The following is a 12,543-nucleotide window of genomic DNA, read 5'->3' on the forward strand; positions in this document are numbered from 1 at the left end:
CGGCGGACCCCGTCACCCCGCCAGGTAGCGGATGCCGTTCCACTTCTCGGACACGGCGGATCCGGTCACCCCGCCAGGTGGCCGATGTCGTTCCAGTTCTCGACGGCCGGTTCGCCGTAGGCCCAGCCGAGTACGGACAGGGACGTCGGGTTCAGGCGTATGCGGGCCCCGAAGTCCAGCGGCAGGCCGAGCCAGCGGGCGCCGATCGACCGCAGGATGTGGCCGTGGGCGAAGACCAGGACGTCACGGTCGGCCTCCCGGGCCCAGGCGACGACCTCGTCCGCGCGCGCGGTGACGTCCGCCGTGCTCTCCCCCTCCGGGACACCGTCCCGCCAGATCAGCCAGCCCGGCCGGACCGCCTGGATCTCGGCCGGCGTCATCCCCTCGTAGGCCCCGTAGTCCCACTCCATGAGCGCGTCCCAGTGCTCCGCCCGGTCGCCGAAGCCGGCCAGTTCGCACGTCTCACGCGCGCGTACCAGCGGGCTGGTGCGCACCTCGGCCGCGGGCAGGCCGTCGAGGGGCGCCCGGTGCAGCCGCTCGCCGAGCAGCTTGGCGCCGCGCCGGCCCTCCTCCAGGAGGGGCACATCGGTCCGGCCCGTGTGTCTGCCGGACAGCGACCACTCCGTCTGTCCGTGCCGGGCGAGCAGGATGCGCGGTGCCATGAAACGGCCTTTCGGGGTGAATGGCGGGTAAATGCGAGGTGCAGCCCTTCCATCATCGCGTACGCCCCGCACGGGCAACCCGGGGGGCGACCGTGACGTCTTCCAGGGCCGGGGGCGCCCCGCGCCGCGGGTCCCCACCGCCGTAGAGTGACACGCCCTGAACCAGCGGGTGTCCGGGGCGGGACGCGAGGAAGAAGAAGAGGACGAAGGGGAGGGCGATCGGATGCCGCGCGCCGACGCACCAGGCACCGAGGCGGCCTCCCGGGTCCGTCCGCGCTGGTGGACGGAGCTGCCGCTGATCCTCCTCGTCTACGCCTGCTACTCGGCCGGCCGGCTGCTGGTGCGGGGCGACGTCTCCGACGCCGTCGGCCACGGCCTGGCCGTGCTGCGCGTAGAGAAGGTGCTCCACCTCAACGCGGAGCACCCGCTGAACCGTCTCTTCACCAGCGAACCGTGGCTCGGCGTGCCCGCCGACTTCTGGTACGCGTCCCTGCACTACCTGGTGACGCCCCTGGTGCTGGTGTGGGTCTTCCGCTCCCGCGCGGTGCGCTACCGCGCCGCCCGGACCTGGCTGCTGACGTCCACGTTCATCGGTCTGATCGGCTTCACGGTGCTGCCGACCTGTCCGCCCCGGCTGCTCGCCCCGGCCCACGGTTTCGTCGACACGATGGCCCACTACAGCGCGTACGGCTGGTGGGGCGGTGAGGCGAGCGCGCCGCGCGGCCTGGGCGGGATGACCAACCAGTACGCCGCCATGCCGAGCCTGCACGTCGGCTGGGCGCTGTGGTGCGGGGTGCTGCTGTGGCGGTTCGGCGGTACGCGCGCGACGCGGGTGGCCGGCGTGGTCTACCCGCTGGTGACCACGGTCGTGGTGATGGGCACCGCCAACCACTACCTGCTCGACGCGGTCGCGGGCGCGGTGGTGATGGGCGCGGGGCTGGTGGTGACGCCGTACGTCCTGCGCGGCGCGGAGCGGGCGCGCGGCGCGCTCACCGCCGGGCTCGCCCCGGTGGCCACCGCGTTCGCACGGCGTTCCGCGGGCTCGGACTCCCCTGTTGTCAGTGGGGGGTGCGAGACTTCCGCGGGTGAGCGATTTCCACGCCAGCGCGACGAGCGGTTCCGGCCCGGAGCCGGGCCGGACGCCTCCCCCGCGGACACGGGAGACGGCGCTCCGGCACCGGCTCGCTGAGCTGCGCGGCCCCGACGTACCGCCCAAGGCCCTGGACGCCCGCGCCCTGGCCGCCCTCGCGGCCAACCCCGGGTGCAGACGGCGCGCGATCCTGGACGGTGCCGGGGTGGACAAGACGAGCCTGGCGAGCGCGCTGGGCGCGCCGTCGGTCTTCGGCCAGTCCCAGTTCGCCTTCGTGCGGGGCAACGCGTTCGAGGCCCGGGTCAAGGCGGACGGCGGCGCGGAGCTGCTGCGGCTGGTGCACGAGAAGCTGGACCGGGACGCCGAGCCGCCGCGGGACACGCAGGCACCCGATCTGACCGCCGACGGTCCCCGGGGGCGTACGGCACGCACGGAGCTGGCGCTGCGCGAGGCGACCGGGGCCGCCGCGTGGACCCTCCTCGACCATCCGATGCTCGCCCTCGACGTGGCCGGTTCCCCCGCCTTCCTGGAGCCGGACGCGGTGGTGGTGCACCCGGACGGCAGCTGGACGGTCGTCGAGATCAAGTCGTTCCCGGTGCTGGACGGCTCGGCGGACCCGGCGAAGGTCGGCGCCGCCGCCCGGCAGGCCGCGGTGTACGTGCTGGCGCTGGAGGAGCTGGCGGCCCGGCTGCGGCCCGCCCCGCGCGTACGCCACCGCGTTCTGCTCGTCTGCCCCAAGGACTTCTCCAACCTGCCCACCGCCGCCGCCGTCGACGTACGCAAGCAGCGCGCGGTGACCGGCCGGCAGCTGGCCCGGCTCACCCGGATCGAGGAGATCGCCGACGCCCTGCCCGAGGGCACGTGTTTCGCCCCGGACCGGCCGGCCGAGGAGCTGACGGCGGCGGTCGAGGCGGTCCCTGCGGCGTACGCGCCCGAGTGCCTGTCCGCCTGCGAGCTGGCCTTCCACTGCCGTGCCCGGTCCCGGGCGGCCGGTGCGGTGACCACCCTCGGCCGGCAGGCGCGGGCCGAGCTGGGCGGGCTGGCGACGGTGGACGACGTACTGGCGGCGGCCGACGGCGCGGCCGGGGACCCGGACGACCCGGCGGTGGCGGCGCTGCGCCGGGCGGCGGAGCTGCGGGCCGAGGCGCTGGGGGCGCGGGCCGGGACCCTGGAGGCGGCATGTCGCTGATCGGCACGCTCGCCCGGCTGGAGGCGGTGCGCACCGGCCGCGCGCAGCCGGCCGCCACCGTCCGGCACCGGCACCTGTCCGACCGGCCCCTGGTCCTCGTCCCGCTCGTCACGGCCGGCGAGGTCGGCGCCCCGCTCGGCGCCCTGGTCGGCACCGACCGCGACGCCCCGCGCCTGCTGGTCGTCCCGCAGCCCCGCGACCGCGACCTGCGGTTCGGGTTCCTGACCGAGCTGGCCGACGTCGTCCTGCCGCACATCGACGCGTACGCCGACGCCGTCGAGGCCGCCGAGCGCACCGAGACCGACCCGGAGACCGGCAAGCGGGTCAAGGTGGAGGTCGAGCTGTGCGCGGACGCCGCGCAACTGGTGGTGCCGAGCCGCGCGGGCATCGACCTGGTCCGGCTGCTCGGCCGCTCCATGCGGTTCCGGCGTACGGCCGACCAGGACCCGGAGTCCCCGCACCCCGCGCCGCCCCGGGTGCCGCTGCTCGGCCGCTGGCTGACCCACTACGGCGAACGCGCCCGCGTCCCCGGCTCCTCGCTCCTCCTCGCCATGACCGACCTGCTGGGCCGCCACTGGGCGACCGGGCAGTCCACGCTGGAGGACCAGCACCTGGGCGCCCTGCTGGCCTGGATCGACCCCCCGGAGGGCACATCGGGGGCCGAGGCCGCGCTGCGGGCGGAGCTGGCCCGGGACGCGGACGGCCAGTTGCTGTGCCCGCCCGCGGGTCCGGCCACCGACCCGGCGTTCGACAACAAGCTGCTCGCCCCCGCCATCGAGCGCTACGACCGGGCCCGCACCGCGCTCGCCGCCGCCGAGGACGGCCTGGAGGCCGACGAGCGGTACGGCGCGGTGAGCGCGGCCGAGCGGGAGATCCGCGACCTGGTGCTCAGCCGTACGCGGCCCACCTGGGACGCGGTGTGGCGCGGCCTGGACCTGCTGCGGGGTCTGCCCGCCGGGGCGCACGTCGAGGAGCGGTGGACCCGCGACCGCTGGTCGTTCACCGGGCACCGGGACCGGATCGTCTCCGGCGAGCCCCCGCAGCCGCGCCGCGACGACGCGGTGACGGCGGCGAACAAGCTGGCCACCCGGGAGCGCGAGCAGGCCCGCCTGGACGCCCAGGAGGCGCTGGACGATCCGCTGGTGATGGCGGGGCGGCGGCTGGCCGGGGAGGCGTTCACCGGGGAGGTCACGGACGTGGTCATGACGTACAGCGAGGGCAAGCGGCCGAGCCCGCGCCCGCTGGTCACCGTCCGTACCGACGACCGGCCGCAGCTCGCCGAGCGGGTGAAGGTGTACCGGTCGCTGGGCGGGAAACCGCAGGCGGCCGAGTACGTCGAGCAAGCCGGGGACGGCGTCTTCGTGCTGCGGATCGTCGACAAGATGGGCCGCGGCAAGGAGCCGGAGGCCGGGTCCGTGCCCGAGAAGGGCGACCGGATCTGCTTCACCCTCTTCGAGCACGAGCAGCGCGGCGGCGCGAAGCTGCCCGACCCGGAGGCGACACCGTGGACCCACGGCGGGCCGCCGGGCGAGACGGCCGCCGTACCGGAAACCCCCGACCCGCTGACCGAGGAGGACCTCCTGTGACCACCGAGGCGCTCCCGACCACGGGCGGTCCGGCCACCGGCGGTCCGATCACTGGCGGTCCGGCCACCGGAAGTCCGGCCGCAGCCGCCCCCTTCGACCCGGGCGCCGCGGCCACCCGTGCCACCGACGCGATCCTCGCCGACACCCTGCACGGCACGCACCGCGGCGTGGTCGTCGACTCCCCGCCGGGCGCCGGCAAGTCGACGCTGGTCGTGCGGGCGGCGCTGGAGCTGGCCGAGGCGGGCCGCCCGCTGATGGTGGTCGCGCAGACCAACGCCCAGGTCGACGACCTCGTCCTCCGCCTCGCCGAGAAGAACCCCGAGCTGCCGGTGGGCCGGCTGCACAGCAGCGACGCCGACCCGTACGACAAGGCGCTGGACGGGCTGGACAACGTGCGGAAGTCGGCGAAGGCCGCCGACCTGGCCGGGCTGGCGGTGGTGCTGTCGACGGCCGCGAAGTGGCCGCACGTGAAGGTGGACGAGCCGTGGCGGCACGCGATCGTCGACGAGGCGTACCAGATGCGCTCGGACTCGCTGCTCGCCGTCGCCGGGCTGTTCGAGCGGGCGCTGTTCGTGGGTGATCCCGGGCAGCTGGACCCGTTCTCGATCGTGGGCGGCGAGCAGTGGGCGGGCCTGTCCTACGACCCGTCGGCCTCCGCCGTCACCACGCTCCTGGCACACAACCCGGACCTCCCCCAGCACCGCCTCCCCGTCTCCTGGCGCCTCCCGGCGTCGGCGGCGCCCCTGGTCTCCGACGCGTTCTACCCCTACACGCCGTTCCGCAGCGGCACGGACCACGGCGACCGCGCCCTCTCCTTCGCCGTCCCCTCGGACGGTTCCGGCCCCGACCGGGTGATCGACGAGGCCGCCGCCTCGGGCTGGGGCCTGCTGGAGCTGCCCGCCCGGCACACCCCGCGCACGGACCCGGAGGCGGTGGGGGCGGTGGCGGCGGTCGTCCGGCGGCTCCTGGACCGGCAGGGGGCGGCGGTCTCCGAGCGCTCACCGGACCCGGCGCCGCTCACCCCCGGCCGGATCGCGGTCGGCACCGCCCACCGCGACCAGGCGGCGGCGGTGCGCGCCGCGCTGGCCGGCCTCGGTGTCACCGGCGTCACCGTCGACACGGCCAACCGGCTCCAGGGCCGGGAGTACGACGTGACGGTCGTCCTGCACCCCCTCTCCGGCCGCCCCGACGCCACGGCGTTCCACCTGGAGACCGGCCGCCTGTGCGTCCTGGCCTCCCGGCACCGGCACGCGTGCGTGGTCGTCTGCCGCGCGGGCGTCGACGAACTCCTGGACGCGTATCCGTCCACGGAGCCGGTCCAACTGGGCACGACCGTGAAGTTCCCGGACGGGTGGGAGGCGGTGATGTCCACCTGGGAGCACTGGACCGAGCACCGGGTGGTCTGGCAACCCTGACCGTCCCTCCGGCACCTGCCCCGACAAACCCCAGGACAACACCACCCCGACCGCCGGACGGAGTCCGGCACGCCGCCGGAGGCGGCCGACGAACACAGCCCGCACGGGTGGGAGGCGGTGATGTCCACCTGGGAGCACTGGACCGAGCACCGGGTGGTCTGGCAACCCTGACCCCGCCCGAGGCCGACGCGAGGCCCTCTTGCGTAGGCGCGGGACAATGGACGGTGGCCCATTCCACCGGGTCATGTGCGACGTACGAGGAGGAGAGACATGGCGGAGCCCACGCCGCGTCACCACGAACCGCGGCTACGCCCCGCGCCCCTGCTCTTCGAGCCCGCGGCGGCCGCCGCCGACCCGGAGCACTTCTTCGATCTGGAGTCGATCGACGACCCACGGCACCTGCTGGAGCGGGCCACGGAGCTGACCCACGCGTTCCGCGCGGCGGCGGACCGGGCCGTGGAGTTCCAGGCGATGGCGGCGGCGCAGCTCGCGGACCCGCGGCGGTTCGACCGGCTGACCACCGCGGACATCGCGGAGCGGGCCGAGTGGACCGAGGACTACGCCAAGAAGATGGTGGAGTTCGGCCGGGACCTGATGCGGGGAGGGGAGAGCGGCCTCGGCCCCGCCGAGTCGGTCTGAAACGACGAACGGCGGCCGAGCTAGGGGCATATGCCAAGGGAGTGGGCAAGATACCTCCCCGCCCCGTCCCCTGTCCCGCGTTCCGGCAACCCAGGGAGACCGGTCCCTCACAGCCGGTAGACATGTCCCCCATGAGCAGCCCTCCGCACATCTCCCACGTGACCCCGTCCGGCGCCGCCTGGCTGGCCTCCGCCGCCGCGTGTCCGCACGACACGCTCGCCTTCTGGGAGGAGCGGCCCCAGGCCCCGGTGGTCCTGCCGTGCGGTTCGGCGTTCGACGTCGTGAGCGCCCCGGCGATGTTCGGACGCCGGATGCTGGACCGGATGTGGGCCGAGGGCCCGGGCTCCGGTCCGGTGGCGGAGTGCCGCGGCCGGATACTGCTCTTCGCCGCGCCGGGCACCGCGCAGCGGCTGCCCTCGCTGCTGGCGTGGGAGGAGTGGGGGACGCGCGGCCGGTCCGGCGGTGACGGCCGTACCGACGCCGTACCGCCGCTGCTCTGCCACGGCACCGGGGACACCGTGACCGTCCCCGCGCCGGCCGGCTCCGCCCGGTCCGCCACCCGCTGGCTGGTCGCCCCGGACACCCGCCGGCCCTGGCTGCCCGGCCCGGAGGTCCTGCTGTGGGCGGCGGTGCGGGCGGCCCGCGCGGCCGTGCGGATATCGATTTTTCCTCCCGCCGAGGTGGGTGCTAATGTCTACGACGTCAGCAGGCGCCGCTAGCTCAGTTGGTTAGAGCAGCTGACTCTTAATCAGCGGGTCCGGGGTTCGAGTCCCTGGCGGCGCACAGACAACGAAAGGCCCTCCGCGCGAGCGGGGGGCCTTTCGCGTACGAGCCTCTTCGCACGCATGCCCGGGGACACTCTCAGCCAGGCGTGATCTTCACCGTCCAGGCCCCCGACACCGTCCGCCCCTCCACCTCCACCCGTACACCCTCCCCCGGCACCGTGAAGCTCTCGCCGAGGGCGACCGGCGCGTCGGCGAGCGGCGGGTAGACCGAGTCCTCCCAGCAGGCCCCGGTGCGCGGATGGGCGTCGATCACCTCGACCGGCCCGCCGCCGGACTCCGCCCCGCTGCGCACCCGGTACACCAGCACCCCCGCCCGGCAGGCGGCGACGTCGTTGCCGACCGGACCGCGCGCCTCGAAGGCGAGGACCTCGTCGGCCCCGGTGCGGACGACCGCGAGCTTGGTGCCCCGGCCCAGACCGAAGGCCGGCGCGCCCGCCGCCCCGGTCACCGGCACTCCGGGACCCGCGCCCAGCGGCTCCAGGGTGAGCCGGACCGGACCGGCACCCCGCACACACGCCACCTGCCTCGGCTGAAGCCACCCCAGCTTCCACTTGTGCCAGCCGAACAGGTCCGGTGCCAGCGCGAACTGGCTGCCCATCAGGTCCCAGTCGCCGACATGGGTGTCCCAGTCGCCCTTGCCGTCGACGGGCCGGTGGTACAGGTCCGGCAGGTCGAAGACGTGTCCGGTCTCATGGGCGAGGACCAGCCGGTCGGGCGGATGGTTCTCGAACACCGTGACGACCCGCCGGATGTCGGTGCCGTCCGCGCGCAGCGGGGTCTCCAGGTTGACGACCTTCGTGGCGTCGGAGTCCACGCCGGGTGCGTCCGGGTCGGCGACGAAGTACACGACGTCGTAGCGGGAGAAGTCGACGCGGTCGTCGGCCGCGGCCAGCGCGTCGCGCAGATAGGCGGCGCGGTGCCCGGCGCTCCAGTCCCGCTGTATGGCGTACGCCGTCGACGGGCGCGGCATCCGGACCCAGTCCCGCAGCGGGTGCGGGCGCAGCGTGAACGTGCCGTAGGAGGCGCGCTGGAAGAACCGGGTGGTGACCGGGAAGTGGTCGGCGGCCAGTTCCCGGGGCGCGGCCAGGGGGCGGGAGTCCGGGAAGGACAGGAAGACCATCACCGCGTCCAGCGCGCGGGTCGGCCGCGGATACGCGGCGTTCCAGGTGTCCACGCCTTCGGAGTGGTGCGCCTCGGTGCGTTCCAGGGCGCACGGCTCGGGCGAGAAGGGTTCGGCCACCGAGGGGGCGGTGATCAGGGAGGTCGCGGCCAGCGCCGAGAGGGTGGTGGCCACGGCCGCGGTACTGCGCAGTCTCGGCCAGGCTCCGCCGCCCGGCCGGCCGCCCGCGCCGAGACCCTTGAGGGCCTCACGGGGAAGTCGCCTCGGGCGGAGCAGGCGCGGCACATGGACCTCCGGGTGCGGTTCGCGGAACACCGCACCCAGCTTGTGCATATTTGTCGTACTGCGCCCTGTTCGCATGGGCCGGACGGGTGAGCCGTCCAGGGATTGCCGAAAGTGACCCCTTCTGCCCACTCACGGAACGTCACAACTGGTCGGGGGTGTTTAGAACCCGGCCAGGTGCGAGCAGAAACGATCTGTCAGGAGGGTCCGGGGGAACCGGTGACCGCTGTGCGGCTGGAAGGGCCGGGAGCCACCCTCTATGATCGGCACACTTTCCTGCACGGACAGAGATCGAGGCACTGCGGGAGCTAGCGGTGAGCGGAACGTCCGAAGGGCCGGCGCCCGCGGCAGACCTCGACGGGTCGGCCGTCACAGAGCGTGACATCGAAGTGGCGCCCAGTGCTGCGCACACGGGTCGTACGGAGCCCCCGGCCCGTGCGGAACCCCCGGCCTACCGCTCGGCGTTCACGGCGGCGCCGCTCGCCATGGCCGTCGTCGACCCCGACGGGATCGTCGTCAGCGCCAACGACACCCTCGGCGCCCTGTTCGGCGCCTCGCCCCAGGCGCTGGCCGGGCGGTCGGCGGCGGACCTGGTGGACCTCGCCGGCGACACCCGGGCCTGGCGCGCCTACCGCGAGGTGCTGTGCGGGCACCGGCCCCGGCTGCGCTGCACGCGCCGGCTGAAGCGCCCCGACGGCGAGTTCCTGTGGGCGCAGATCACCGTGGAACCCCTGACCGGGGGCACCCCCGGGCTGCTGCTGTCGGTCGCCGACATCAGCGCCCGGCACGAACTCCAGGCCCGGCTGCGGCACTTGCAGATGCACGACCCGGTGACCCGGCTGCCCAACCGGACCCTGTTCTTCGAGCGGCTCACGGCCGCCCTGGAGCCGGAGTCCTACGAGGGCGGCACCGGCCGCATCGGGCTGTGCTACCTCGACCTGGACGGCTTCAAGGCCGTCAACGACACCCTCGGCCACCGCGCCGGCGACCGGCTGCTGGCGGCCGTCGCCGAGCGTCTGACGCACTGCGCCGAGGAGGCCGCGCAGCCCCGGGCCGGTGCCGGTGCGCCGCTGGTGGCCCGGCTCGGCGGCGACGAGTTCGCGCTGCTGGTGGAGGGCTCCACGGGCACCGATCAGCTCGCCGACCTCGCCGAGTCGGCGCTGACCGCGCTGCGCGAGCCCGTCGACCTCTCCGGCCGTCTCGTCTCGGTCACGGCATCGGTCGGCGTCGTGGAACGCCACGCGGCCGGCACGACCCCCACCGCCCTGATGCAGGCCGCCGACACCACGCTGTACTGGGCCAAGGCCGACGGCAAGGCCCGCTGGACCCTCTTCGACCCCGAGCGCAACGCACACCGCATGACCCGCCAGGCCCTGGCCGCCACGCTGCGCCCGGCGATCGAACGCGGCGAGTTCGCGCTGGAGTACCAGCCGCTGGTCGGCATGGAGGACGGACGGCTGCGGGGCGTCGAGGCGCTCATCCGCTGGAAACATCCTCAGTTCGGCGTACTGGCGCCGAATCGGTTCATCGCACTGGCGGAGGAGGACGGCTCGATCGTCCCGCTGGGCCGCTGGGTGCTGCGCACGGCGTGCGAGCAGGCACGGCGCTGGCAGCTCGACCACCCGGACGAGCCGCCGATCTTCGTCAGCGTCAATGTGGCCGTCCGTCAGGTCTGGGACTCCGACCTGGTGGCGGACGTGGCCCGCACCCTCGCGGACACGGGTCTCGCCCCGGAACTGCTGCAACTGGAGCTGACCGAGTCCGCGGTGATGGGCTCGGCCGGCCGGCCGCTGCAAGCGCTGAAGGCACTCAGCGACATGGGCGTGCAGATCGCCATCGACGACTTCGGCACGGGGTACTCGAACCTGGCGTACCTGAGCCGCCTGCCGGTCTCCGTCCTGAAACTGGACGGTTCCTTCGTCCGCGGCTTCCAGTACGACGCCCGCGGCGCCGAGCGGGACGGGGACCCGGAACGGGACGGTACGAGCCCGGCCGACGAGGTCATCGTCGAGGCGATGGTCCAGCTCGCCCACCGGCTCGGCCTGACGGTCACCGCGGAGTGCGTCGAGACCTCCGACCAGGCCACCCGGCTGCGCCGGATCGGCTGCGACACGGGACAGGGCTGGCTTTACTCCCGTCCCGTGTCCCCCGACCGCATCTCCGAGCTGCTGGTTCAGGCGGTCGCGGGCAAGCCGTAGGCGTCGGCGATCAGCTCGTAGCTGCGCAGGCGTACGTCGCCGCCGTGCGCGTTGGCGGTGATCATCAGCTCGTCGGCGCCGGTCCGCTTCTGGAGGTCGTCGAGCCCGGCGCGGACGGCGTCCGGGGTGCCGTGGATGACGTTGCTGTTCCAGGACGCGACGAACTCCTGCTCCATCGGGCTGAAGTCGTACGCCTCGGCCTCGTCCGGCGTCGGCACGAGGCCCGGCCGGCCGGTGCGCAGCCGCACCATGTTCAGCGCGGCGGCGAGCACCTGGCGCCGGGCCTCCTTCTCGTCGTCGGTGGCGAGGGCGGAGACGCCGATCAGGGCGTACGGCTCGTCGAGGACCTCGCTCGGCCGGAAGTTCTCCCGGTACAGGTCGAGCGCCGGGAGGGTGTTCTGCGCGGAGAAGTGGTGGGCGAAGGCGAACGGCAGGCCGAGGGTGGCGGCCAGGCGGGCGCTGAAGCCGGAGGAGCCGAGGAGCCAGACCGGGGGGCGGTGCGGGGACTGCACCCCGCCGGGAGAGGTCGCCTGCACGGGGCCGGGTACGGCGTGGATACGACCGTACGGGTGCCCGTCGGGGAAATCGTCGTCGAGGAACCGGGTCAGCTCGACGAGCTGCTGCGGAAAGTCGTCGGCGCCCGAGTGAATGGGGGTCCCCCCGCTCGAACGAAGTTGAGAGTGGGGGAGGTCGCTGCGGCGCAGGGCGGCGGCGGTGGCGCCGTCGGTGCCGGGGGCGCGGCCGAGGCCGAGGTCGACGCGGCCCGGGGCCATGGCTTCGAGCGTGCCGAACTGTTCCGCGATGACGAGCGGGGCGTGGTTGGGCAGCATGACGCCACCCGAACCGAGGCGTATGCGGTCGGTGTGCGCGGCGAGGTGGGCGAGGATCACGGCGGGCGAGGAGGAGGCGACGCCGGGCATGGAGTGGTGCTCGGCCACCCAGTACCGGTGGTAGCCGCGGGCCTCCGCGAGGCGGGCGATGTCCACGCTGGTGCGCAGGGCGTCGGAGGCGGTGCGGCCGGCGCCGACGGTGACCAGGTCCAGGACAGAGAGGGGGACGGGGGCGGTGCCGTGCGTGGTGCCCCGGATTTCCCCCGCGGCGTCTGTGGAGATGGACATGGTGGGGTGCCTCCTGCTTTTCGGGGTCGTTCACTCGCCCGGGGTTCAACGGGAGGGGGTGACCGGCTATTCCCGACGGCGTCGGAGGCGTGGCCGTGGGGGCCGCCCGCTTCTTTGTCAGTGTCGTGCTTCCACGGCCCGCCTCAAGGGCGCTGCGCTGACGCTCCGCGTCGGCTTCGCCGATGGGCCTGCGGCCCACCCTTGACCCGGTCCGCTCCAGCACGGGTCAGAAGCGAGCGGGCGGCCCGGGGAAAGCGGTGGCCCCGCCCGCGAGTCCCCCGACGCCCGTGACCCGGTACCCGGCGTGAGGGGACGCGCTCGCGCCTCGCCAGCACGCCGGGCCGTCTCGGCGGCCGACCGGTCCGTACGGGGTTGCGGCGAGAGGGGGAGGGCGAGGGGTGCGGCTGGCTGGGGATCGTGGGGGCCGGTCGGCGGTCCTCCGGGTAGGGGTGCTGGAAT

10 protein-coding genes and 1 tRNA gene are annotated in these 12,543 nt (G+C 74.4%); 8 read left to right on the forward strand and 3 right to left on the reverse strand.

Features of this window, described 5'->3' with window-relative positions; all coding sequences use genetic code 11:
* Positions 1-65: 65 nt before the first annotated feature.
* Complete coding sequence (locus J7I94_RS15850; RefSeq protein ID WP_215167739.1) at positions 66-662, reverse strand: histidine phosphatase family protein; 597 nt, start codon at positions 660-662, stop codon at positions 66-68.
* A 223-nt stretch (positions 663-885) separates the two neighbouring features.
* On the opposite strand from J7I94_RS15850, the gene J7I94_RS15855 reads away from it, so the two are divergent.
* The 7 genes from J7I94_RS15855 (at position 886) to J7I94_RS15885 (ending at position 7,364) form a co-directional block, all read left to right on the forward strand.
* Positions 886-1,851: a phosphatase PAP2 family protein gene (locus J7I94_RS15855; RefSeq protein WP_215167740.1), complete on the forward strand. Its 966-nt coding sequence runs from the start codon at positions 886-888 to the stop codon at positions 1,849-1,851.
* Positions 1,748-2,941 carry a hypothetical protein gene (locus J7I94_RS15860; RefSeq protein WP_374198394.1) on the forward strand — a complete coding sequence of 398 codons (1,194 nt, stop codon included), beginning with the start codon at positions 1,748-1,750 and terminating at the stop codon, positions 2,939-2,941. Before J7I94_RS15855 ends, J7I94_RS15860 begins: the two co-directional genes overlap by 104 nt.
* Positions 2,932-4,527, forward strand: a complete 1,596-nt coding sequence (locus J7I94_RS15865) for a hypothetical protein (RefSeq protein WP_215167741.1) — start codon at positions 2,932-2,934, stop codon at positions 4,525-4,527. Before J7I94_RS15860 ends, J7I94_RS15865 begins: the two co-directional genes overlap by 10 nt.
* Before the next feature lie 47 nt (positions 4,528-4,574).
* The gene (locus tag J7I94_RS15870) at positions 4,575-5,942 is read left to right on the forward strand and encodes an AAA family ATPase (protein WP_215167750.1); all 1,368 of its coding nucleotides are present in this window, start codon (positions 4,575-4,577) and stop codon (positions 5,940-5,942) included.
* A 270-nt stretch (positions 5,943-6,212) separates the two neighbouring features.
* A complete protein-coding gene (locus tag J7I94_RS15875) occupies positions 6,213-6,581 on the forward strand; it encodes a hypothetical protein (protein ID WP_215167742.1) in 369 nt (122 codons plus the stop codon).
* A 131-nt stretch (positions 6,582-6,712) separates the two neighbouring features.
* Entirely contained in the window at positions 6,713-7,300 is a 588-nt protein-coding gene (locus J7I94_RS15880; protein WP_215167743.1) for a bifunctional DNA primase/polymerase, read from the forward strand.
* A tRNA-Lys gene (locus tag J7I94_RS15885) sits at positions 7,291-7,364 on the forward strand. Before J7I94_RS15880 ends, J7I94_RS15885 begins: the two co-directional genes overlap by 10 nt.
* Before the next feature lie 78 nt (positions 7,365-7,442).
* On the opposite strand, the gene J7I94_RS15890 is transcribed toward J7I94_RS15885, so the two are convergent.
* Positions 7,443-8,819, reverse strand: coding sequence for a M6 family metalloprotease domain-containing protein (locus J7I94_RS15890; RefSeq protein ID WP_215167744.1), 1,377 nt, complete (start codon positions 8,817-8,819; stop codon positions 7,443-7,445).
* A 263-nt stretch (positions 8,820-9,082) separates the two neighbouring features.
* Here J7I94_RS15890 and J7I94_RS15895 point away from each other — a divergent pair, with 263 nt between their 5' ends.
* Positions 9,083-10,966: a bifunctional diguanylate cyclase/phosphodiesterase gene (locus tag J7I94_RS15895; protein WP_215167745.1), complete on the forward strand. Its 1,884-nt coding sequence runs from the start codon at positions 9,083-9,085 to the stop codon at positions 10,964-10,966.
* On the opposite strand, the gene J7I94_RS15900 is transcribed toward J7I94_RS15895, so the two are convergent.
* The gene (locus J7I94_RS15900; RefSeq protein WP_215167746.1) at positions 10,942-12,084 is read right to left on the reverse strand and encodes an LLM class flavin-dependent oxidoreductase; all 1,143 of its coding nucleotides are present in this window, start codon (positions 12,082-12,084) and stop codon (positions 10,942-10,944) included. The two genes, J7I94_RS15895 and J7I94_RS15900, sit on opposite strands and share 25 nt — an antisense overlap.
* Positions 12,085-12,543 lie beyond the last annotated feature (459 nt).

Source organism: Streptomyces sp. ISL-12 (assembly GCF_018614415.1).
Taxonomy (GTDB): Bacteria; Actinomycetota; Actinomycetes; order Streptomycetales; family Streptomycetaceae; genus Streptomyces.

Coding starts and splice junctions, on each gene's coding strand:
- J7I94_RS15850 (WP_215167739.1), bottom strand. CDS start 662: ATGGCACCGCGCATCCTGCTCGCCCGGCACGGACAGACGGAGTGGTCG.
- J7I94_RS15855 (WP_215167740.1), top strand. CDS start 886: ATGCCGCGCGCCGACGCACCAGGCACCGAGGCGGCCTCCCGGGTCCGT.
- J7I94_RS15865 (WP_215167741.1), top strand. CDS start 2,932: ATGTCGCTGATCGGCACGCTCGCCCGGCTGGAGGCGGTGCGCACCGGC.
- J7I94_RS15875 (WP_215167742.1), top strand. CDS start 6,213: ATGGCGGAGCCCACGCCGCGTCACCACGAACCGCGGCTACGCCCCGCG.
- J7I94_RS15880 (WP_215167743.1), top strand. CDS start 6,713: ATGAGCAGCCCTCCGCACATCTCCCACGTGACCCCGTCCGGCGCCGCC.
- J7I94_RS15890 (WP_215167744.1), bottom strand. CDS start 8,819: ATGCACAAGCTGGGTGCGGTGTTCCGCGAACCGCACCCGGAGGTCCAT.
- J7I94_RS15900 (WP_215167746.1), bottom strand. CDS start 12,084: ATGTCCATCTCCACAGACGCCGCGGGGGAAATCCGGGGCACCACGCAC.